The organism is Haematobacter missouriensis, assembly GCF_000740775.1.
Classification (GTDB): Bacteria; Pseudomonadota; Alphaproteobacteria; order Rhodobacterales; family Rhodobacteraceae; genus Haematobacter; species Haematobacter missouriensis.
This window is the reverse complement of record NZ_JFGS01000002.1, coordinates 106,875-126,950: the sequence shown is the minus strand read 5'-3', so window position 1 is coordinate 126,950 and position 20,076 is coordinate 106,875. Positions and strand designations below refer to the sequence as shown.

The following is a 20,076-nucleotide window of genomic DNA, read 5'->3' as shown; positions in this document are numbered from 1 at the left end:
AGGGGCAACTCACTGATGCGTCTGCCGTATCCTATGCACGTAAAGATAAACAAGAGGCTAAGATGTTCAACCTTGAAGGGAAAAATGCGCTCATAACAGGCGCCTCGGGTGGCATTGGCGCCGAAATCGCCCAGATTTTGCACAATTCGGGTGCGAAGGTCGCCCTCTCGGGTACACGAGTGGAGCCGCTGGAGGCGCTTTCGGCGAAGCTCGAAAATGCTCCTGTGCTGCCCTGCAACCTCTCCGACCGGTCGCAGGTGGAGGAGCTTCCCAAGCGCGCGGTGGAAGCGCTCGGCAGCGTGGACATCCTCGTCAACAACGCGGGCATCACGCGCGACAACCTGTTCATGCGCATGTCGGATGAGGAGTGGCAGTCGGTGATCGACGTCAACCTGACCTCCACCTTCCTGCTCTGCCGTGGCGTGCTGCGCGGGATGATGAAGGCGCGCTGGGGCAGGATCGTGAATATTTCCTCTGTCGTGGGGGCGACAGGCAACCCGGGGCAGGGCAACTACGCCGCTTCCAAGGCGGGCATGGTGGGCATGTCGAAGGCGCTGGCCGCCGAGGTGGCGTCCCGTGGGATCACGGTGAACGCGGTGGCGCCGGGCTTCATCGAAACGGCGATGACAGACAAGCTGAACGAGTCCCAGAAATCCGCGCTGCTCGCCCAGATCCCCGCTGGCCGGATGGGGCGTCCGGCGGAAATCGCCGCTGCCGTCCTCTATCTCTCCAGCCCGGAGGCCGCTTACGTCACTGGAACCACATTGCATGTGAACGGCGGAATGGCGATGATCTGAGCAGCAGGCCGCGGACCGGAAAGCAGTTGCCTCCGTCCGCTCCTGTGATATTAGGCCGCTGACCTGACCGGGAACTCCCGTACGTGCAGGGGTCCGGCATGCCCGGAACGTGACAAAGACGGGAACCTTCCCGACACCATATGAGGACTTGAAATGAGCGACATCGCAGATCGCGTTCGTAAGATCGTCGTCGAGCATCTCGGCGTCGAAGAAGACAAGGTCACCGAGAACGCTTCCTTCATCGACGACCTCGGGGCAGACAGCCTCGATACCGTTGAGCTCGTCATGGCTTTCGAAGAAGAGTTCGGGATCGAAATCCCGGACGACGCAGCCGAGACGATCCAGACCTTCGGCGACGCGGTGAAGTTCATCACCGAAGCCTCCTGACCCCAGGGGTTCGGACGAGACAGAAAAGGGCGCCTGACGGGCGCCCTTTTCCTTTTGCGGTATGCGGTCGGCAGGAGTGGGTTACTTGTGCTGCTGCGGATAGATGAAGCCGGTGACCGGATAGACCCGTCCGAAGCTTGCGGGATGGCTCTCCACCCGCACGGCAGACCAGTCGTTCTTGGCGGAAACGTCGATCACGGCCATGCGAAGCGATACTTCGTTGCGGCTCCAGTTGGCATGATCCACCTTGATCTTGCGCGGCGAGACCAGTTCGGAAACCATAGCGACGTGGCCTAGCGGCATTCCCCGTGTCGCCCGGAAAGCCATGACGGAACCGACTTCCGGCGCATTTCCGCGGCCATACTGGCCTTCTGCCTTGTTCCACCACGTCTTTGCATCCCCCCGAAGGTTGATACCACTCGCCGTGCGCGCGAAGGGCACGCACCAGACGCGCTGCCCCTTCGCCTGTTTCTGTTTGACCTCCAGCAGGGCGAGTTGTTCCCGAGCCGGCTCCATCCCCTGACGGTTGCCAATTTCCTGAGCAGGTGAGGCGCAGGCACCCAGAGCTGCGGCCGTCAGGAGAGCAAAGGCCATCTGGCCGGTTTTTCCGACTCGTTTTCCGTTCATAATGTCCCTCAGACGCCGCCGGCTTGCTTCGCCGTAATCTCGCAATCCGGGGAGAATCCGGGATCCTCGGCACTTCGCAAGATGGATGGAAAAGCGTTAGCAAACTCCTGCTGACGGGTGGGAAGGGGCGGCAAATCTCCGCCGATGGTGATCAGCGGTCCTCGCCGGCCCGGAGCGACGAAGGGTGCGAGAGGTGAGGGTCGAAGGTGCTGACGGAGAGTTGCGCCCGCCCCGCCTGTTTGGAGGCATAAAGTTCCCGATCCGCGGCATCCAGTACCTCGGTACCGGTGGCAGCGGTCCGAGCGGGAACGATCACCGCACCCAGGCTCGCGCTCAGCCGGACCCCAGGTGCGCCGTCTAGCACCCGCCGCGAGAAGCGGTTGCGCAAGCGGGTAGCGATATCCTCCAGCGGCGCGGCGGACGTGACGCCCGGCAGCACAACGACGAATTCGTCCCCTCCGATACGAGCGGCATGATCCTGCTGCCGGAGCCGCGTGGCCAGGATCCGACCCACTTCCCGCAACACATCGTCGCCTGCGGCATGGCCCAATGTGTCATTGACCTGCTTGAAGAAATCCAGGTCCGCATGGACGAGCGCGAAGGGCGTCCCAGCGCGGATCACCTCCTCCAGCGCCCGCTCCATCGCGCGACGGTTGCCAAGGCCGGTGAGCGGGTCCGTCAGTGCCTCTGCTTCTGCGCGGGTCTTGGCGCTGCGAAGGCGGTCGTTCCGGCCGCGCAACTCCTCCATCACGGCGTTCTTTGCCTCGATCAGATAGAGCATCTCGACTGCGAGGTCGGTCGGCGCGAAATCTGCCTGCGTCAGCCCGTGCATGCGCACCGCGTCGGCCACACCGACGCCGAAAGAAAGGTTCAGGAACACTTCCTCTCCGTCCAGTGGCACGGCAATGCCCCTCAGCTCGCGTCCCCCGCGTCCGGGGAGTTGAAGATAGAGGCGAGGATCGTCCGACTGGGCGATATCCTCCAGCCGGATGCCTCGGGAGCTGTTGCGGAGGCTGAACACCTCTCCGAACGGCCGTCCGACAAGCGGCTCCGGCCCTGTGACGCGCGAGATCGTCGGCCCTGCGGCGCGCACTTTCGTGTCGGCGCCGATCCACAGGAACATCGGCATGAGCCGAGCGAGGGCGTCGTGGCTGAAGCGCATGCGGCAAAGGTCACGGTCCATCCTTCACCCCGCCAGTTCGAAATGCCGACCGGGCGTGTGGGACCAGTGCGGCACGTCTATCTCTATCCGCTCTCCGCCATGGGGAAGATCCTGCACCTCCTCCATCAGGATGAGCGCGCCGTATTCGTCCGCCATGGCGCGCAATACGCCGCTCGCCAGATGGCCTGCACCGGGCAGGCGGAACCGGCAGGTGAGCCGGAAGCGACCGGCGCCGAGCTCCTCCATCTCCAGTCTCGGAAGATCGAGTTCCGGCAGCGCAAGACGCCCCCAGCCGGGCAGATGATCGACGGAACGGAGAAAGTCGAGAAAGCTGACACCGGAAAACCGCAGCAGACGACGGAAGGCGCCCCCGTCCTCCCCGGAGACGATGTGAGTGCCCAAATCCTCCAGCAGGTCGCATCGCCGTCTGTTGAGCCGCTGGGCGGCGACGTCCAGCATGCGGCAGGTGATGTCGTCGTCGTAGATCAGGATCGGTTCAAAACCTTCCGCGTCGATTCGGGCCTCTGCGGCGAGCGCGTCCCAGAAGTCGCTGCCAAAGGTGTTGCGCAGATAGGATTGCAGAGATCGGTTGAAGAGTCCGTGCATGGAAGGCCTCCAGTTCGGGGGCAGCATTTCACAGCCGGGTTAAGAAAGTATCACGGCGCCTGCGCGCGCGGGCCGTTAGTCGAGGCTGGCCTCCAGCTCGCGGCGGCGCTTTGCCACGAAGTCCGTCATCGCTTCCGCCCGCGCCGGATCGAGGGCGGGTGGTTGATAGGCGTCAAGGATGCGCCGCGCGCATTTGGCCGCACGCTCACTGGCCCAGAGAGCGCCATCCTCCTCCCACACCGGGTAGGGCCGCCAGTCGGCGGAGACCGGTTCGGGGAAGGCAGTCCCTGTACCGCCCGCGCCGGGGAGTCCTGCCAGCAGGCCCTCGTCTTCCGTCCGGCCGGGGGAGGTCTGCCAGTAGCGCTGGACAAGCTGGATCTGCTCACAGTCGAGGACGAACTTTTCCATGCTGGCGGCCGTGCCGCGCGACAGCCACCCCGCCGCGTGCTGGAGCAGGTTCGCGCCGGACCGCACCCCGCTCCACAGGCTATTGGCCGTTTCCGCCATCGCTTGCGCATCGGCGATATTCGCGGTGGACGCCGCGGTTGCGCGGAAGGGCAGCTGAAGGCTGCGCGCCATCTGCCCCAGCGCCTCCGTCATGCGAAGGCTCTCTGCGGTGCCGAACACCGGTGCGCCGAAGGTCGGACCGAGACAGGCGGACAGCGCGCCCAGAATCACCGGCGTTCCGGGGCGCACTTGCTGGACGAGTGCCACCACCGCCAGCGCCTCCGCGAGTGCGAGCGTCACCATGCCGGCGACCGTCACGCCTGAGCCGGCCTCTGCCATGACGAGCGGGGTCACCATGACCGCCTGCCCCGCCCGCGCGGCGCAGAGAGTGGCGGCCAGCACACTCGCATCGAAGACGAGCGGGCCTGCGGAGTTGATATTGACATAAAGGCGCGGCTTTGCCGTGAATTCCGCCTCCTCCAGACCCGAGGCGAACCGTGCCAGGGTCATCACGTCCCGCACCGCGTCGGGGCCGAGCGGATAGGCGTGAATGACTTTGTCTGTCAGCCGAAGGGCGGCCTCCGCGCAGACGAGATGGCGCATGGGAGGGGGAATGTCCTGGGGCTCCACGGGATAGCCGCCAAGGAAATGGATGCAGTTGAAGCTCTGGGCGAGACGCAGCAGATCCTCGCAGGCCGCGAGATCGCCGCTCCTGCGCCCGCGCTGCAAATCCCAGACCTCGGTCGCGGAGGCTACCGCACCGAAGAGCATGTGCTGCCCGCCGACGGTGACCGAGCGCGCGGGGTTGCGCGGCTCCAGGCGAAAGATCGCAGGGGCGAGGCCCGCCATGTGCACCACGAAGTCGGGATCGAACCGCGCGATATTTCCATCCGTCCTCACCCGGGCGGTGGCCAGCGCCTGACGCAGACCGGCCTCTCCTTCCAGCCCAGGAAGCTCCACACCCCGCTCTGCCAGAAGGCGCAGCGCGGCGCGGCGGATGCGGATCACATCCTCCGGCAAAAGGAAACCGAGGGGCGGATCGGGGTTCTCCGGAATAGACCACGGCATCTGTCCCGGCACGACATCGCTCGCCATTGGCGCATTTCCCATCTGTAGCTTCTCGCCAGAGACATGCTCTCCCCCTAGGGGAAAGGATGGCCTGTTCGCGACATGGCCATGTCGGTTTGGCGGCAAGCGTGGCTCAGGAGATCGATTCCCTGCCGGTTTCCGCGCAAGTCTGGCGCGCTCCGCCTTCCAGCCAGGCGGGGAGGTCGCCGATATTCTCCAGAACGACATCGGCCAGAGGGGCCAGGTCCGCTCGACGCGCCGGTCCTGTCAGCACGCCCACCGTCCGCATACCGGCCGCACGTCCGGCGGAGAGGTCGTGGAGGCTGTCGCCCACCATGGCGACCCGGCGGGGATCCAGATCGAAGGCGCGGGCAAAGGCCAGAAGCATTCCCGGCTCCGGTTTGCCGCCATGCCCGCTGTCGGAGCCTGCGACAAAGTCGAACAGGTCAAGCACCTCGGCTTCCGCCAGATGAGCGCGGGCGGGCGCCTCCGCATCATTGGTGGCAAGGCCGAGGATGAGGCCGCGAAGCTTCAGCTGCCGGAGAAGCGGGCCAAGCGGCACGGCGGCCCTAAGAGGCGCCTGTGCGGCCAGCAGGTTCATCCGCGTGACCAGACCCGCCATGTTGGTGCCCGGCAACAGAGGCAGAAGTTTCTCCGCGATCTCCTTCGGCGTGCCCGCGATGACGATGCTGTCTGGCGCGAAGCGGCGCTCCTCCAGATCGTAGCCGATGGCTGCTCCGAGGGATGAGGCGAGTGCCCGCTCCCCTCCGGCCAGATCCTCAAGCAACCGCGAAGACCATGCGGACCAGCTTTCGTTGAAGTCGAAAAGCGTCCCATCCTTGTCGAACACGATCGCGGCAATATCGGGGGTGGTGAGGGGCATTCCAGTTTCTCCGCGAGCAAGGTGGAAACCCTGCCCGCTCCGGCAGGGCGTGGCAAGGATGGCGTGACACTTCCGCGCGGGCAGCTGGATGGTAGGATGGAGCAGGTCACATGCGCCGTCGGCCTTCGCCATGCCGGCGAGGCCCCAAGCCCAGTCAAGGTTCACATCCAGTCGAGCGCTTCGCCGCCTGGAAGCAGCCGGCGCGTACGCAGGACGGCCTCTGGTCTGACACCTGCATCTGTGGCGAACGCCATCACCAGCTGATCTTCCGTCAGAAGGAAGTCCATGACCGCCGCCAGAAGCTCCGGCTCGCGAGCCGACCGGGCCACACTTTCCGCCGAAGCTCCCGTGGCGCCCAGGTAGCGCTGCCAGCGGTCTTCATCGGCAGCCAGCCAGCCGAGCGCGGCGATGGCCAGAGTCTCGGCGGATTCACGCTCGTTCTGCATAAATGTCTCCTGATCCGGAAAGGAAATTTTAACCAATTTCGTAAAAGCTCGATAGGCAGTCGGCAAGCAGCGGGCGGATATTGGAATGGTCGGAAAAATCCTGATCGTGGATGGGGTGGCGACGAACCGTATCGTCCTCAAGGTCCGCCTTGCCTCTGCCTGCTATGAAACGATACAGGCGGAGACGGCGGCGCAGGGACTGACGCTCGCACGGAGCCTCAGGCCGGACGCCATCCTGCTGGATGTCGGTCTCGCCACGCCCTCCTGTGCCGAGATGTGTCGCACGCTCCGCAGGGATCCTCGAACCCGCCGCCTGCCGGTCATCGTCATTGGCGCTGCGGGAGGGGATCAGCGGCTGGCCGCATTGCGCGCCGGAGCGGATGATGCGATGCCGCGACCGGTGGATGACATGATCCTGCTTGCGCGGCTTCGCAGCCTGCTCCGCGCCAGCGATCGTGCGGGCGACTTCGAGGAGGACGTGCCGGGCTTCGGCCTGTCGGAGGCTGCGGATCCCTTTGAGGCCGCGGCCCATATCGCCGTCGTGACACTTGGTACCCCCTCCCGCGATCCCCGCCCGTGTCTGACAGCAGCGCTGGGCGGGGGACTGACGCAGCACCTCAGCCGCGCGGATGCGCTGGGCAGTGAGAAGGCGGCTGATCTCTATCTCCTTACCACCGTGGAAGGACAGGAGGAGGAGGCGCTACAGCTCATGTCCGACCTTCGCTCCCGGCCCAGCAGCAGGGATGCGGCGATCTGCATTCAACTCCCGGAGTCTTCACGAAGCGCGCGGGCCATGGCGTTCGATCTGGGCGCGTCGGATGTGGTGGATGCCGAGGCGCCGGACGCCGAGCTGGCCTTTCGCCTTCAGGTGCAGCTTCACCGCAAGCGGCTGGCCGATCGCCGCCGCGCCTCTCTCCGTGCCGGGCTGCGGCTGGCGGTGACCGATCCGCTCACCGGCCTGCCGAACCGTCGCCACATCCTGCCGGAGATCGCGCGGACCTCTGCCGCCGGACGGAGTTTCGCGGTGCTTGCGTTGGATATCGACCGTTTCAAGGTCGTGAACGACACCTGGGGGCATGCCGCGGGGGATGCCGTTCTGGTGGAACTTGCCCGTCGCATCGGTGCCGCGATCGGGAATTCGGGTCTCCTCGCGCGTATAGGGGGCGAGGAGTTTCTGGTCCTGCTTCCGGATGCCGCTCTGCCGCGGGCGCAACAGGTGGCCGAGGATATCCGCCGGGCGACCGCCGCTGGTCCCGTGTCACTGCCCGACGGGGCTGAAGATGTGCGCGTGACACTTTCCGTCGGCGTGGCGACGGGTACCGCGCGCGAGGGGGCGGCGGAAATCATCCGGCGCGCGGATCAGGCGCTGCTCCGCGCAAAAGCGGAGGGACGCGACAAGGTGAGTGTGAGCCTTTCAGCAGCCTGACCGGAAGTCGTTTTGCCGTCCTGGCCGGGGCTGGTGCGTGAGCCGGTCGGCCAGAGGCAGACAAGCTGCATGGCTGCGGCGGGCCGCGACTCGGTTGCGGCCTGCGCCATCTGCGCGTGCCAACTCACCAAGCTCCGGTCCGATCCCCCGGCACGGGAAAGGTCATCTCCGGGAGAGCGCGATGGACGGATACCCACCACGCAATCGCCCCGAAAACGCGGTCCCGGTGTCATGCGCCGGAGTGCTCGTGATGGCAGGGCGCGAATGCGCGGGCTGCCGACGCCCTCAGAGCGAAAAGCTTGTTCCGCAGCCGCAGGAGGAGGAGGCGTTCGGGTTCTCTATGGTGAACCGCGCGCCGATCAACGCTTCCGAGAAGTCGATCACCGCAGAGGACAGGAAGGGCAGGGAGACACTGTCCACCAGCACCCGCGATCCGTCCTTCTCGATCACCAGATCGTCGGCCGTCGCGTCGTCCAGCCGAATGTCGTACTGAAAGCCCGAACAGCCGCCGCCCTCCACCGCTACGCGGAGGGCCTTCCCCTCTCCCGTGGCAGCGTTGATCTCCGCGATGCGGGCAAAGGCCCGGTCGGTCACTTTGGGGGGAAGGGTCAGACTCATGGGAAAACCCGTATCATTCCGGTCATCCCTGCAATATAGGTGGGGGCAAAAGACGGCACAAGAACAGGCAGACCCATGCTCGCGCCCTATGCGTGCCTCCCCGACCAAAGCCGGGGGCGGCTTCACCCCGAACGGATGTCCACTTTCCGTTCGCCCTTTCAGCGGGACCGGGACCGGATCATCCATTCCTCCGCCTTCCGCAGGCTGAAGCACAAGACGCAGGTCTTTGTCGAGCACGAAGGCGATTACTATCGCACGCGGCTGACCCACAGCCTTGAGGTGGCGCAGGTGGCACGGACCATTGCCGGCGTGCTCGATCTCAACACCGAGCTGGCGGAGGCCGTGGCTCTGGCACATGACCTCGGCCATCCGCCCTTCGGCCATACGGGCGAGGATGCGCTGGCGGAACTTATGGCGCCTTATGGCGGGTTCGATCACAATGCGCAGGCGCTCAGGATCGTCACGTCTCTCGAACGGCACTACGCCGATTTCGACGGGCTGAATCTGACATGGGAGACCCTGGAGGGCATTGCCAAGCATAATGGCCCGGTGGAGCCGCCCTATTCCTACGCTCTGGCAGAGGTGAACGCGGGCTATGACCTCGACCTGTCCACGCATGCCAGCGCGGAGGCGCAGGTGGCGGCGGTGGCAGACGATGTCGCCTACAACCACCACGACCTGCACGACGGGTTGCGCTCCGGTCTGTTCGACGAGAACGACCTGATGGAACTGCCGCTGACCGGCCCGGCCTTTTCGGCGGTGGATCGCCTTTATCCCGGGCTCGATCCCACCCGGCGGCGGCACGAAGCCCTGCGGCGGGTGTTCGGCGTCATGGTGGAGGATGTGATCGCCGTGGCCAGAAACCGGCTCACTGCGGCGCAGCCCCAGTCGGTGGACGAGATACGCGCGATGGAGGGGCCGATCATTCGCTTCTCCAAGCCGCTGTTTCAGGAACTGAAGGCGATCAAGTCCTTCCTGTTCCAGCGCATGTATCGCGCTCCTTCCGTCATGCAGGAGCGGGCGCGGGTAACGCAGGTGGTCCGCGACCTGTTTCCGCTCTTCATGAACGATCCAGCGCTTCTGCCTGTGGAATGGCAAGTGGATGTGGCGCGCGCGGCGGATGAGACGCAGCTTGCCCGCGTGGTGCTCGACTATGTCGCGGGCATGACCGACCGTTTCGCCCTGCAGGAACATGCTCGGCTGTTCGGGGAGACTGCCTGACGGCTGAGTCGGCAGGCAGTGCCACGCCCGGCTTGGCCGCGGGCCGGGACTGACCCGGCCCGGCGCGTTCTATCGTCAGGCGCCGAACAGGTCGTCCAGCGTCGCCGGGCGGTCTTCCGGCTCGTCCCCGGTCTCCGGCGGCTCCTCCGCGCTGCCCGGGGCGTCCGCACGGTCGAGAGGTACGCGATTGTCGAGCAGACCTGCCGCCCGCAACTCTGCCAGACCGGGAAGATCCCGGGCGGAAGCAAGGGAGAAATGGTCGAGGAATGTCTCCGTCACCATGAAGGTCACGGGGCGACCCGGCGTCAGCCTGCGGCGTCCGAAGCGGATCCACCCCAGCTCGAACAACTGGTCCAGCGTGCCGCGCGACAGGGCGACGCCACGGATTTCCTCGATCTCCGTCCGGGTGACGGGTTGGTGATAGGCGATGATCGCCAGTGTCTCCACCGCCGCGCGGGACAGGCGGCGCGTCTCCACCACCTCGTCCCGGAACAGGCCGGACAGGTCCGGTGCTGTGCGGAAGGCCCAGCCCTCGCCCGCACGGCGAAGTTCCACGCCCCGTCCTGCGTAGCGGCGGGCGAGGCGGGCGACAGCCTCCGCCGGATCGCAGCCGTCCGGCATCCGCTCCGCCAGCGCTCGGGTGGTGAGCGGGTCGGCAGAGGCGAAGAGCATGGCCTCCACCATCCGCTCCTGCTCCTCCATCGGGGGCGGGGGGAACAGCCCGGTCATCCGCGCGCCGCGCTGCGCGCGCGGATCTGGATGGGCGCGAAAGTGCTGCCCTGCCTGATTTCCAGCCGCCCCTGCCGCGCCAGCTCCAGCGTCGCGGCAAAGGTCGCGGCAGTGGCGGAGCGGCGGCGTCCGGGGTCCTCCACCCAGCCATCTGGCAGGTAGCGGCTCAGATCCGTCCAGCTACCGCCGTAGCCGATCAGGTCGCGGAGACGGGCGAGCGCCTGCTCCATGGTGAAAACGTTCTCGCGGTCGAAGGCATAGGGACGGAACTCCTCCTTGGTGCGGAGCCGAGCATAGGCATGCATGATATCGGCCAACGTCGCCGTATAGCGCGTCGTGCGCGCCGCGACGACGGGTTCGGACCGCCCCCGCGGGAACATGTCCATGCCGACGCGGGGCCGGGCCATCAGGCGCTCCGCCGCCTCCCGCATCGCCTGAAGCCGCTCCAGCTGGAAGGCCAGGTGCGCGGCCATATCCTCTCCCGTGGGGCCGTCCGCATCCGGGTCGGGCGGCAGCAGGAGACGGGATTTCAGGTAGGCGAGCCACGCGGCCATCACCAGATAATCGGCGGCGAGTTCTATGCGGAGCGCGCGGGCCTCCTCGACGAAGGCCAGATACTGCTCTGCCAGTTGCAGTACGGAAATGCGGCGCAGGTCCACCTTCTGGCTGCGCGAAAGCGAGAGAAGCAGGTCGAGTGGGCCTTCGAAACCCTCCACATCGACGATCAGCGCCTCTGCCGCGCGCCGCTCCGCGATGGAGCCGGTCGCGCCGGACGCGGCCGGTCCGGCAGGGGTCGTCTGAGCGCCGGAGCCGCCCGAGAGAAGGATCGCGGCGTCTCTGCCCGCCGGGGCGGTCATGAGAGGAGCGGAGGTACTGCCCGGCCCAGTGGCTGCGAAAAGCGGGCAGGGTGCCTCTGCCGGGTCGGTTGCCGGAAGGGAGGGGGCGGATGCCGCGTCACCTGCTTGGCCGCGTCCGGCTCCGGCCGCTGGCGTGCCCGTGCGAGAGGCTTCCGTCCGCCCTTTGCCGGATGTCTCAGCCACTCACCGGCTCCGCGAGCAGCCGGTCGAGTTCCGCACGGAGCGCGGGGAGATCGACCGCATCAGGCGCGTGACGGGCAGCGAGCGCCCGCTGCCCGCGTTCTGCCGCGATCCCCTCCATCCGCCCGGAGGCAGCGACCACCTCCATCATCTCCGCGCGCTTGCCGTTGCAGTGCAGGATCACATCGCATCCCGCGGCAATGGCCAACTGGCTCCGCTCTGCCAGACTGCCCGCCAGCGCCTGCATGGAGATGTCGTCCGACATGAGGAGATTGCCAAAACCCATGTCCTGCCGGATCGTCTGCATCACGATGGGCGAGCAGGTCGCCGGACGCTCTCCATCGAGCGCGGGGAACACGATATGCGCCGTCATCGCCATCGGCAGATCGTTGAGCGCGCGGAAGACGGCGAAATCGGTTCTCTCAAGCTCCTCCAGCGGCGCGGTGACGGTGGGCAGCGACAGGTGGCTGTCCACCGTCGCGCGGCCATGGCCGGGGATGTGCTTGAGCACCGGAAGCACCCCGCCCTCCAGCAGCCCGTCCGCGACAGCCCGGGACGCGGCGGTGACGGTCGCCACATCCTCGCCATAGCAGCGGTTGCGGAGGAAGGGATGCGTCGCCGGCCCCGCGATGTCGGCAAGGGGGGCGCAGTTCGCGTCGATGCCGACATCGCGGAGTTCCGCGGCGATCAGCCGATAGCGGAGCCACATGGAGCGCACGGCGTCCGCGCCGGCCCGCGCCATCTGCTCCAGGGGGGGTAGCCACTCCGTCCAGTGCGGCGCGCGGAGCCGCTGAACGCGACCGCCTTCCTGATCGACAAGCACCGGCGCCTCCCGGCCCACGGCGTCGCGCAGATCGTCGGTCAGGCGGCGGACCTGCTCCGGCGTTTCGATATTGCGGGCAAAGAGGATGAAGCCCCAGGGGTCGGCCTCGCGGAAGAACTGGCGTTCGTCGGGCAGGAGGGCGAATCCCTCGCACCCCAGAATGGTGGCTCCGGGCATCAGCGTACCGTTACGGGAATACAGGCGGCCTGTTCGGCCAGAAGGGCGGTGCAGAAGCGTCTCGCATCCGCATCGTCGGCGAACCCTGCAGCGCGCAGGCGATAGAAGGTGCGTCCGCCGCTTTCCGCAGGCTGGATGACGCGGGACCGCGCGCGCAGAAGCGCACCGAATTTCGATTGCAGTCGCGCCCATTCGCGTTCGGCCGTCGCGGCATCGTCAAAGGCACCGAGCTGCACGAGCTGATCGCCGGTCTTGAGACTCGATGGCTCCACAGGTTGGGCGACCGGCTGTGCCACCGGCGCCACCGTCGTGCGGCGCGGGGGGCGAGGCATGGGGCGCAGATCGGCGGAGAGCCGGGCATTGGAGGCGGGCGGAGGCGGTTCCTCCGCAACCGGCTCCCCCGCCGGCTCTTCGGGCGCGAAGATATCAGCGGGAAGGGCAGCCACGGCCTGCGCCACGGCATTGTCCACCGCGGCATCATCCACGGCGGCGGCGACTTTCTCCTGCACGGCTTCGGCCTGCAAGGCGGCGGCGGGACGATCCTCCTCCTCCAGGGTCACCGGGCGCGGAGCGAGGACGAGACGATCGGGCGGCGGGGCGGCCGACCCCTCCGCCGCGACGGCATTCACGGCAAGACCCTGATAGGAGGTCGTCAGCCCGCCCGGATCCTCAGGCGCGATACGCATGGGTCCTTCCAGCGCGCGGATAACCGGTACCCCCGTCACATCCCGCATGGTGAGCTGGTAGCCCCAGACGGCCAAGCCGATCAGCAGTGAGACGGAAACGACCGTTCCCGCCAGATTGACGAACCCCTGAAGGCGCGCCCCGCGTCCTTCCCGCGGAGTGTCTTCCGTCGTCTGATACTCATAATCCGCCATGGCTCCGCCTCTCATACCGACGGAGCCGCTCCTCCCCGCAACGGGGAAGGAGGCGTCCTGCTGCCCGCCGCGCCGGCGGCGCGCTTGTTCTCAGCGCATTTCCTCGACCGGCGTGACGCCAAGGATACCAAGGCCCGCGGAAATGACAACGGATACGGCCCGCGCAAGGGCGATTTTCGCCTGCGTCGCGTCGATGTCATCCTCCTGGACGAAGCGGAGCGAAGGGGTGTCATTGCCCTTGTTCCAGAAGGCATGCAGTTCGGACGCCAGTTCATAGAGATAGAAGGCGATCCGGTGCGGCTCGTTGTTGCGGGCCGCAATCTCCACAAGGCGGGGCCACTCGGCGATCTTCCGCGCCAACTCCGTCTCCGCCGGATGGCGGTTCGGGGCAAGGTCGGTATCGGCGAGCGTCACGTCATCGACGTCGATGCCCATCTCAGCCGCCTTGCGCAGCACCGAATTCACCCGTGCGTTGGCGTACTGGACGTAAAAGACCGGGTTGTCCTTGGATTGCTCCAGCACCTTGTCGAAGTCGAAATCCAGCGGCGCATCGTTCTTGCGGGTGAGCATCACGAAGCGGGTCACGTCGGGGCCGACCTGATCCACCACGTCGCGCAGGGTCACGAAGGTGCCCGCGCGCTTGGACATCTTGAACGGCTCGCCGTTCTTGAAAAGCTTCACGAGCTGGGTGAGCTTGACGTCGAACTCCACCTTGTTGGCGGAAAGGGCGGCAACCGCTGCCTTCATCCGCTTCACATAGCCGCCATGATCGGCGCCGAACACGTCGATCAGCACGTCGAAGCCGCGCGAAATCTTGTCCCAGTGATAGGCGATGTCGGGAGCGAAATAGGTCCAGGCGCCGTCGGACTTGCGGATCGGTCGGTCTACGTCGTCGCCATAGGCGGTGGAGCGGAACAGCGTCTGCTCTCGCGGTTCCCAGTCGTCGGGCGTCTTGCCCTTCGGCGGTTCCAGAACACCTTTGTAGATCAGCCCTTCGGATTGCAGGCGTTCCAGCGCACTTTCGATCCGTCCGGTGCCGTAGAGCGACTTTTCGGAGAAGAACACGTCCATCTCGATGCCGAGGAGCGCCAGATCCTCCCGGATCATTTTCATCATCTCATCGGTGGCGAAGTTGCGTACCTCGTCCAGCCACTCGGCTTCGGGCTTGTCGAGCAACGAGGTGCCGTATTTCGCCTTCAGCGCCTCACCCACCGGGATCAGGTAATCACCCGGGTAGAGCCCCTCGCGGATCTCGGGGTCGAGGCCGTTGGCCTCCCGGTAGCGCTCATAGGCGGAGCGCGCCAGCACATCGACCTGCGCGCCGCCGTCGTTGATGTAATATTCGCGCGTGACGTCGTAACCAGCGAAATCCAGCAGACGCGAAAGCGCATCCCCGAACACCGCGCCCCGCGTATGGCCGACATGCAGCGGTCCCGTCGGGTTGGCCGAAACGAATTCCACGTTGACCTTCTTGCCCTCGCCGAGCGTGGAGCGGCCGAAATCCGCGCCGTCCGTCACCGCACCGCGAACCACCGTGTCCCAGACCCAGGGGTGCACCCGCAGGTTCAGGAATCCCGGCCCGGCGACCTCGGCTGCGGCGATGCGGGGATCGACCGTCAGCTTCGCCGCCAGCGCCTCGGCGATATCGCGGGGTTTCATGTTGGCGGGCTTGGCCAGAACCATGGCGGCATTCGTCGCCAGATCGCCGTGGGCGGCATCGCGCGGCGGCTCTACCGTTACGGCAGAGGTGTCCAGACCGGCAGGCAGAAGGCCCTCAGCGGTCAGATCCCCGAGGCTGTCGACGACAAGGGCGCGAATGGTGTTGAATATGTTCATCGGGCAATCCTTTGCTTGGTCGGGACATATCACGGCAAGGCGCAAGGTCAACTGACCCGCACCGCCGGTCCCTGACCGCTCCGGTTCGTTTCTGCCTTTGACATATTGACGGCGGCGGGGGCTGCAACCCGGCGCGGTGTGATTCCGCTGCGTAAAACCTCAGCGGAAATGCTTGGCGAGCTTCAGCCCCTGGCCCTGATAGTTGGAGGCGATGCCCGCACCGTAGAGCCTGTCCGGCAGCTCTGCCATCCGCTCATAAACCAGCCGCCCGACGATCTGACCATGTTCCAGCACGAAAGGCGCCTCGTGGCAGCGCACCTCCAATACGCCGCGGGAACCGGCACCGCCCGCAGCCGCATGGCCGAAGCCCGGATCGAAGAAACCTGCGTAATGCACGCGGAACTCCCCCACCATCGCAAGGTAGGGGGCCATCTCGGCCGCGCAATCGGGCGGGATGTGCACGGCCTCCCGGCTGACGAGGATGTAGAACGCACCCGGATCGAGGATCAGCCGCCCATCCGTGCTGTGCAGCTCCTCCCAGAAATCGGCCGGGTCATAGCCTCCGATCCGGTCGAGGTCGATCAGCCCGGCATGGGGCTTGGCCCGGTAGCCGACCAGCGTCCCGCTGTCGGGCTTCAGATCCACCGAAAAGCCGAGCCCCTGGTCTATCACCGGCTCCCCCCCGGCGACGAGAGCGCTTTTCGCGTGGAGCGCGGCGAGTTCCGCATCCGTGAGCACGGCATTGCCGCGTTTGAACCGGATCTGGTTCAGGCGCATTTCGGGCCGCACGAGAACGGAGAAGGAGCGGGGACAGATCTCCGCGTAAAGCGGCCCCTCATAGCCGGGGACAACCCGGTCGAACTCCGTCCCGCCGTCGGTAATCATGCGGGTGAGCAGGTCCAGCCGCCCGGTGGAGCTTTTGGCGTTCGCAACCGCTGCGATCCCGTCGGGGAGGGCGAGACGCTCCTCCAGCGGAACCAGATAGACACAGCCCTTCTCCAGCACCGCGCCGGGGCGGAGGTCTATCTCATGCATGCCGAATTCCGTGATCCGGTCCTTCACCGTCCGTCCCCGGCCTGCAAGGAAAGAGGCGCGCACGCGATAGGCGGTGCCGGACAGGCGGAGATCAAGGCTCGCGGGTTGTATCTGGGCGGGGAGCACGGGTGCTTCGGCGGAAATCACGCCATCGGCAATCATCCGGGAGATCGCGCGATCGGGGAGAACACCGATGGGCAATGTCACGTCATGCACCCCGGTCATCCCCAATCTGCTGCGGAATTCAATGGTCGGGCCGGCGAGATTCGAACTCGCGACCTTCCGCCCCCCAGACGGACGCGCTAACCAGACTGCGCCACGGCCCGACGGGCGCATACATACCGACTTTGCTGGCAGGGGCAAGCGGCAAAGCGCAGTTTCTGCGCGCAAAAGTCACGGGACCCGCGGGAGACGGGCGGCGCCTGCGGGGGGATGTCACCCCGCCTGACGCATGCTGTCGCGGAGCGCGAGAAGCCGCGACTGCAGCGGGGCGGCTTCTGGCAAGGCCGCGGGCGGCAACCTGCGGAGGCGTGCCAGCAGCGCATGCGTATCCAGCCAGAGAACCGCTGCGGAATGCGGCGCGTAAGCCGGCGTGTCTTCCACCGGACCGGAGGGGGAGAGGGCGACCGGCAGGCCCGGCCCGGGAGCGGGATCCGGGTCCGGTTCCGGCTCGGGTGGCGGGCCGGGTTCGGGGATGGGGTCGGGAATCGGCGATGGCTCCCGCGCGGCACGTGCCTCTCGCGGGCGGAGGGTGCGGACCATCGCCGCCGGGCGGAGAGGGGCATCATAGGCGGTGCCCATCTCCTCCCCCAGACCGATTGCAATGACATGCTGAATGCCGCGTTCGCGCAGGATCTTCTGCACGCCACGAATAGTCAGCCCTTCTTCGTGCAGCAGCCGCTGAATCCCAGCGATGAGGATCAGATCCTCCGGGCGGTAGTAGCGCCGTCCGCCCGCCCGCTTCACCGGCTTGATCTGGGTGAATCGGCTTTCCCAGAAACGCAGCACATGGGCGGGCACACCGAGCTCGTCGGAGACCTCGCTGATCGTGCGGAACGCTTCAGGTGATTTCTCTACCCCGATCGCCAAGATCAGCCCCGGTTTCCGGCGGCGACGCGATCCTTCATGATGTGGGAGGGCCGGAAGGTCATCACCCGGCGCGGCAGGATCGGTACCTCATCCCCGGTCTTCGGGTTGCGGCCCACGCGGGCAGACTTGTCGCGCACGGAGAATGTGCCGAAGGAGGAGATTTTCACCTGCTCGCCCGCCACCAGCGCGTCCGACATGTGCTGAAGCACGCTCTCGACGAGCGCGGCCGACTCGTTCCGAGACAGGCCGACCTCGCGGAAGACGGCCTCGCTCAGATCCATGCGTGTGAGAGTGCCTTGGCTCATGGTCTATCCTCGCAACAGATCACTGGAAATCCATATGACTGTCAGGGATTAAGCGGGCCAAGTCAACATGCCGGTCACCAGCGGATGACGACTGATCCCCAGGCGAGCCCGCCGCCGATCGCCTCGGTGACGACGAGATCGCCACGCTTGATCTGCCCGTTCGCCTTGCCCACCGAAAGGGCGAGCGGAATGGAGGCGGCGGAGGTATTGCCGTGATCCTGCACAGTGACCACGACCTTTTCCATCGGCAGGCCCATGCGCTGCGCTGTGGCCTTGATGATGCGCAGGTTCGCCTGATGCGGCACGATCCAGTCCACGTCCTGCGCTTCCAGCCCCGCCTTGGCGAGCGCGGTGTGGGCGGTCTCGGCAAGCTTTTCCACCGCCTGACGGAAGACCTCCTTGCCCTGCATCTTCAGCACACCCGCTGTTCCAGTGGTGGCGACGCCGCCATCCACGTAGAGAATGTCGCGATAGCGCCCGTCCGAATGCAGATCGACCGCAAGAATGCCGCGGTCGCCGGGCAGCCCATCGCCGGTCGTGGCTTCCAGCACGAGAGCGCCCGCACCGTCGCCGAAGAGCACGCAGGTGCCGCGGTCGGTCCAGTCGAGGATGCGGCTGAACGTCTCCGCGCCGATGACGAGAACACGCTCCGCCTGACCGGAAAGGATCATGCCGTTCGCATTGGCCAGCGCAAAGACGAAGCCCGCGCAGACCGCCTGAACGTCATAGGCAAAGCCCGTCGTCATGCCGAGGCGTTCTTGCACCATGGTGGCGACGGAAGGGAAGGTAAGGTCGGGGGTGGAGGTGGCGACGATGATGGCGTCGATGTCACCGGGGTGCAGGCCCGCATCGGCAAGCGCCGCTCGGGCGGCCTCGGCGGCCATGCCGGATGTCGCCTCCCCCTCCGCAGCGAAATGCCGGCGTTCGATGCCGGACCGGCTGCGGATCCATTCGTCGGAGGTTTCGAGCGTCGCCTCGAACTCGGCATTCGGGACGATCCGGGCAGGCAGGTAATGCCCCACGCCCCGGACGGCGGCACGTCTCGTCATTCGGTGGCTCCGCTGCTGGTGGACCCGGCGGTCTCGCCGGTCTGGAGGGTGGCGAGCGCCGTGGCGACGCGGGAGGCGAGGCGATCCTGGAACCCCGCGCGGGTGAGCCGGATGGCAAGGTTGATGGCCGCGGCCATCGCCGTCGCATCGGCGGAGCCGTGAGACTTCACCACCATCCCGTTCAGCCCGAGAAAGACGCCGCCATTGGACCGGCGCGGGTCCATCCGGCGGGAGAATCGCTTGAGCGATGGCATCGCGAGCAATGCCGCCATGCGGGAGAGCGGTGTCTTCTGGAATGCCTCCCGCAGCGAATCGGCCACAAGCTTCGCAGTGCCTTCCGCCGTCTTGAGCGCGACATTCCCGGTGAAGCCGTCCGTGACGATCACATCGGCCCGGTCGCCCAGGATGTCATTGCCTTCGACGAAACCGATATAGGCGAAGTTGCTGATGCCCGCGGCGGTGGGCATCATCTCATGCGCGGCCTTCAGCTCTGCCCGGCCCTTGTTCTCCTCCGTCCCCACGTTCAGCAGGCCGACGCGGGGTGCCGCAAGACCGAGCGCGTTACGGGCATAGGAGGCACCCATGACGGCGAATTGCACCAGATCTTCGGCATCGGCGCGCACATCGGCGCCCATGTCGAGCATGACATTGAACTCATGCGCATTCCGTGATGGCCAAGCGCTTGCGATCGCGGGGCGGTTCACGCCGGGCAACTTTCTGAGCCGCAGCATGGAGACCGCCATGAGCGCGCCCGTATTGCCGCAGGAAACGGCTGCGGCGGCCTCTCCATTGCGCACGCTGTCCACGGCGGACCACATGGAAGTGCCCGCGCCGTTCCGCATCACGTAGGACGGCTTTTCATCCATCGTGACGACCCGTTCGGTCGCACGAATCTCGCAGCGCGCCGCAAGGGGCTTGCGACGCGCAACGAGCTTTTTCAACTCCGCCTCGTTCCCGTGAACGAGGAAAGAAACATCGGGATTCTTTTCAGCGCTCGCCGCGATACCATCGACGACCGCACAGGGGCCGCGATCACCGCCCATCGCATCGACGGAGATGACGATGCGTGTGGTGTCCGTCTGGGGCTCCATGCGGTCCGTAACTCGTGGCTTTCTGCCGTATCCCGACTGCGACTTATGCCGCGTCTTCGTCCAGATCGACGTCCTGACCGGCGGCGACCACTTCACGTTCGTGGTAATGGCCGCAGGAGGGGCACACGTGATGCGGGCGCTTCAGTTCGCCGCAATTCGGGCAGTCGTTCGGATTGGCGGCGACGAGCGCGTCATGCGCACGGCGCATGTTGCGACGGGAGCGGGTAACGCGATTCTGAGGGACAGCCATGTCACAACCTCGACTCTGGGGGACAGGCCCCTTTGATAGCACATGAGCCAGCCGCCCTCTTCCTTCCGGGAGTGTGGCAGCCAGCGGTT

The 20,076-nt window shown here is 66.3% G+C and carries 22 protein-coding genes and 1 tRNA gene; 4 read left to right on the top strand and 19 right to left on the bottom strand.

Annotated elements, in window-relative coordinates:
- Window positions 1–62 precede the first annotated feature (62 nt).
- Window positions 63–797 carry a 3-oxoacyl-ACP reductase FabG gene (fabG, locus tag CG51_RS02855; RefSeq protein WP_035741611.1) on the top strand — a complete coding sequence of 245 codons (735 nt, stop codon included), beginning with the start codon at window positions 63–65 and terminating at the stop codon, window positions 795–797.
- A gap of 153 nt (window positions 798–950) precedes the next feature.
- Window positions 951–1,184, top strand: a complete 234-nt coding sequence (locus tag CG51_RS02850; RefSeq protein WP_035708729.1) for an acyl carrier protein — start codon at window positions 951–953, stop codon at window positions 1,182–1,184.
- 81 nt (window positions 1,185–1,265) lie between these two features.
- On the opposite strand, the gene CG51_RS02845 is transcribed toward CG51_RS02850, so the two are convergent.
- The 6 genes from CG51_RS02845 to CG51_RS02820 all read right to left on the bottom strand — a co-directional run bounded on the left by CG51_RS02845 (window position 1,266) and on the right by CG51_RS02820 (window position 6,423).
- A complete protein-coding gene (locus tag CG51_RS02845) occupies window positions 1,266–1,778 on the bottom strand; it encodes a CHAP domain-containing protein (RefSeq protein ID WP_088233453.1) in 513 nt (170 codons plus the stop codon).
- Between the two features lie 184 nt (window positions 1,779–1,962).
- Window positions 1,963–2,994, bottom strand: coding sequence for a GGDEF domain-containing protein (locus tag CG51_RS02840; RefSeq protein WP_084695001.1), 1,032 nt, complete (start codon window positions 2,992–2,994; stop codon window positions 1,963–1,965).
- Window positions 2,995–2,997: 3 nt separating this feature from the next.
- Window positions 2,998–3,579, bottom strand: a complete 582-nt coding sequence (locus CG51_RS02835) for a heme NO-binding domain-containing protein (protein ID WP_035741604.1) — start codon at window positions 3,577–3,579, stop codon at window positions 2,998–3,000.
- Window positions 3,580–3,654: 75 nt separating this feature from the next.
- Window positions 3,655–5,121, bottom strand: a complete 1,467-nt coding sequence (locus CG51_RS02830) for a trimethylamine methyltransferase family protein (RefSeq protein WP_051929999.1) — start codon at window positions 5,119–5,121, stop codon at window positions 3,655–3,657.
- Window positions 5,122–5,227: 106 nt separating this feature from the next.
- Window positions 5,228–5,977, bottom strand: coding sequence for an HAD family hydrolase (locus CG51_RS02825; RefSeq protein ID WP_051929998.1), 750 nt, complete (start codon window positions 5,975–5,977; stop codon window positions 5,228–5,230).
- A 161-nt stretch (window positions 5,978–6,138) separates the two neighbouring features.
- Entirely contained in the window at window positions 6,139–6,423 is a 285-nt protein-coding gene (locus CG51_RS02820) for a DUF3572 domain-containing protein (protein ID WP_035741601.1), read from the bottom strand.
- Between the two features lie 85 nt (window positions 6,424–6,508).
- On the opposite strand from CG51_RS02820, the gene CG51_RS02815 reads away from it, so the two are divergent.
- Window positions 6,509–7,849 carry a diguanylate cyclase domain-containing protein gene (locus tag CG51_RS02815; RefSeq protein ID WP_035741598.1) on the top strand — a complete coding sequence of 447 codons (1,341 nt, stop codon included), beginning with the start codon at window positions 6,509–6,511 and terminating at the stop codon, window positions 7,847–7,849.
- A gap of 285 nt (window positions 7,850–8,134) precedes the next feature.
- On the opposite strand, the gene CG51_RS02810 is transcribed toward CG51_RS02815, so the two are convergent.
- Complete coding sequence (locus CG51_RS02810) at window positions 8,135–8,461, bottom strand: HesB/IscA family protein (protein ID WP_035742029.1); 327 nt, start codon at window positions 8,459–8,461, stop codon at window positions 8,135–8,137.
- Window positions 8,462–8,542: 81 nt separating this feature from the next.
- On the opposite strand from CG51_RS02810, the gene CG51_RS02805 reads away from it, so the two are divergent.
- Window positions 8,543–9,688, top strand: coding sequence for a deoxyguanosinetriphosphate triphosphohydrolase (locus CG51_RS02805; RefSeq protein ID WP_035741595.1), 1,146 nt, complete (start codon window positions 8,543–8,545; stop codon window positions 9,686–9,688).
- Window positions 9,689–9,763: 75 nt separating this feature from the next.
- Here CG51_RS02805 and scpB read toward each other — a convergent pair whose 3' ends face one another.
- From scpB to rpmF, 12 genes are all read right to left on the bottom strand, one after another.
- The gene (scpB, locus tag CG51_RS02800) at window positions 9,764–10,417 is read right to left on the bottom strand and encodes an SMC-Scp complex subunit ScpB (RefSeq protein ID WP_035741593.1); all 654 of its coding nucleotides are present in this window, start codon (window positions 10,415–10,417) and stop codon (window positions 9,764–9,766) included.
- A complete protein-coding gene (locus CG51_RS02795) occupies window positions 10,414–11,274 on the bottom strand; it encodes a segregation and condensation protein A (protein ID WP_084694998.1) in 861 nt (286 codons plus the stop codon). Before CG51_RS02795 ends, scpB begins: the two co-directional genes overlap by 4 nt.
- Window positions 11,275–11,449: 175 nt before the next feature.
- On the bottom strand, window positions 11,450–12,454 hold the full coding sequence (gene nagZ / locus CG51_RS02790) for a beta-N-acetylhexosaminidase (protein ID WP_035741591.1): 1,005 nt from the start codon (window positions 12,452–12,454) through the stop codon (window positions 11,450–11,452).
- On the bottom strand, window positions 12,454–13,332 hold the full coding sequence (locus CG51_RS02785; protein WP_035741588.1) for an SPOR domain-containing protein: 879 nt from the start codon (window positions 13,330–13,332) through the stop codon (window positions 12,454–12,456). Before CG51_RS02785 ends, nagZ begins: the two co-directional genes overlap by 1 nt.
- 90 nt (window positions 13,333–13,422) lie before the next feature.
- Window positions 13,423–15,168, bottom strand: a complete 1,746-nt coding sequence (gene argS, locus CG51_RS02780; protein ID WP_035741586.1) for an arginine--tRNA ligase — start codon at window positions 15,166–15,168, stop codon at window positions 13,423–13,425.
- 159 nt (window positions 15,169–15,327) lie between these two features.
- Window positions 15,328–16,428 (bottom strand): 2'-deoxycytidine 5'-triphosphate deaminase, encoded by a 1,101-nt coding sequence (locus CG51_RS02775; RefSeq protein WP_035741583.1) that lies wholly within the window; start codon window positions 16,426–16,428, stop codon window positions 15,328–15,330.
- Window positions 16,429–16,451: 23 nt separating this feature from the next.
- Window positions 16,452–16,529 (bottom strand) — tRNA-Pro (locus tag CG51_RS02770).
- 109 nt (window positions 16,530–16,638) lie between these two features.
- Window positions 16,639–17,292: a MerR family transcriptional regulator gene (locus CG51_RS19375; protein WP_332888839.1), complete on the bottom strand. Its 654-nt coding sequence runs from the start codon at window positions 17,290–17,292 to the stop codon at window positions 16,639–16,641.
- 2 nt (window positions 17,293–17,294) lie between these two features.
- Window positions 17,295–17,597 carry an integration host factor subunit alpha gene (ihfA, locus tag CG51_RS02760; RefSeq protein ID WP_035708692.1) on the bottom strand — a complete coding sequence of 101 codons (303 nt, stop codon included), beginning with the start codon at window positions 17,595–17,597 and terminating at the stop codon, window positions 17,295–17,297.
- A 74-nt stretch (window positions 17,598–17,671) separates the two neighbouring features.
- A complete protein-coding gene (locus CG51_RS02755; protein ID WP_035741580.1) occupies window positions 17,672–18,646 on the bottom strand; it encodes a beta-ketoacyl-ACP synthase III in 975 nt (324 codons plus the stop codon).
- A complete protein-coding gene (gene plsX, locus CG51_RS02750; protein ID WP_035741578.1) occupies window positions 18,643–19,737 on the bottom strand; it encodes a phosphate acyltransferase PlsX in 1,095 nt (364 codons plus the stop codon). Before plsX ends, CG51_RS02755 begins: the two co-directional genes overlap by 4 nt.
- A 43-nt stretch (window positions 19,738–19,780) precedes the next feature.
- Window positions 19,781–19,987 carry a 50S ribosomal protein L32 gene (gene rpmF, locus CG51_RS19370; protein WP_084684014.1) on the bottom strand — a complete coding sequence of 69 codons (207 nt, stop codon included), beginning with the start codon at window positions 19,985–19,987 and terminating at the stop codon, window positions 19,781–19,783.
- Between the last annotated feature and the right edge of the window lie 89 nt (window positions 19,988–20,076).

Coding starts and splice junctions, on each gene's coding strand:
- scpB (WP_035741593.1), bottom strand. CDS start 10,417: ATGACCGGGCTGTTCCCCCCGCCCCCGATGGAGGAGCAGGAGCGGATG.
- CG51_RS02820 (WP_035741601.1), bottom strand. CDS start 6,423: ATGCAGAACGAGCGTGAATCCGCCGAGACTCTGGCCATCGCCGCGCTC.
- CG51_RS02785 (WP_035741588.1), bottom strand. CDS start 13,332: ATGGCGGATTATGAGTATCAGACGACGGAAGACACTCCGCGGGAAGGA.
- CG51_RS02755 (WP_035741580.1), bottom strand. CDS start 18,646: ATGACGAGACGTGCCGCCGTCCGGGGCGTGGGGCATTACCTGCCTGCC.
- CG51_RS02795 (WP_084694998.1), bottom strand. CDS start 11,274: ATGACCGCCCCGGCGGGCAGAGACGCCGCGATCCTTCTCTCGGGCGGC.
- CG51_RS02850 (WP_035708729.1), top strand. CDS start 951: ATGAGCGACATCGCAGATCGCGTTCGTAAGATCGTCGTCGAGCATCTC.
- CG51_RS02845 (WP_088233453.1), bottom strand. CDS start 1,778: ATGGCCTTTGCTCTCCTGACGGCCGCAGCTCTGGGTGCCTGCGCCTCA.
- CG51_RS02840 (WP_084695001.1), bottom strand. CDS start 2,994: ATGGACCGTGACCTTTGCCGCATGCGCTTCAGCCACGACGCCCTCGCT.
- CG51_RS02775 (WP_035741583.1), bottom strand. CDS start 16,428: ATGACCGGGGTGCATGACGTGACATTGCCCATCGGTGTTCTCCCCGAT.
- CG51_RS02805 (WP_035741595.1), top strand. CDS start 8,543: ATGCTCGCGCCCTATGCGTGCCTCCCCGACCAAAGCCGGGGGCGGCTT.
- CG51_RS02825 (WP_051929998.1), bottom strand. CDS start 5,977: ATGCCCCTCACCACCCCCGATATTGCCGCGATCGTGTTCGACAAGGAT.
- argS (WP_035741586.1), bottom strand. CDS start 15,168: ATGAACATATTCAACACCATTCGCGCCCTTGTCGTCGACAGCCTCGGG.
- CG51_RS02835 (WP_035741604.1), bottom strand. CDS start 3,579: ATGCACGGACTCTTCAACCGATCTCTGCAATCCTATCTGCGCAACACC.
- CG51_RS02815 (WP_035741598.1), top strand. CDS start 6,509: ATGGTCGGAAAAATCCTGATCGTGGATGGGGTGGCGACGAACCGTATC.
- plsX (WP_035741578.1), bottom strand. CDS start 19,737: ATGGAGCCCCAGACGGACACCACACGCATCGTCATCTCCGTCGATGCG.
- rpmF (WP_084684014.1), bottom strand. CDS start 19,987: ATGGCTGTCCCTCAGAATCGCGTTACCCGCTCCCGTCGCAACATGCGC.
- ihfA (WP_035708692.1), bottom strand. CDS start 17,597: ATGAGCCAAGGCACTCTCACACGCATGGATCTGAGCGAGGCCGTCTTC.
- fabG (WP_035741611.1), top strand. CDS start 63: ATGTTCAACCTTGAAGGGAAAAATGCGCTCATAACAGGCGCCTCGGGT.
- nagZ (WP_035741591.1), bottom strand. CDS start 12,454: ATGCCCGGAGCCACCATTCTGGGGTGCGAGGGATTCGCCCTCCTGCCC.
- CG51_RS02830 (WP_051929999.1), bottom strand. CDS start 5,121: ATGGCGAGCGATGTCGTGCCGGGACAGATGCCGTGGTCTATTCCGGAG.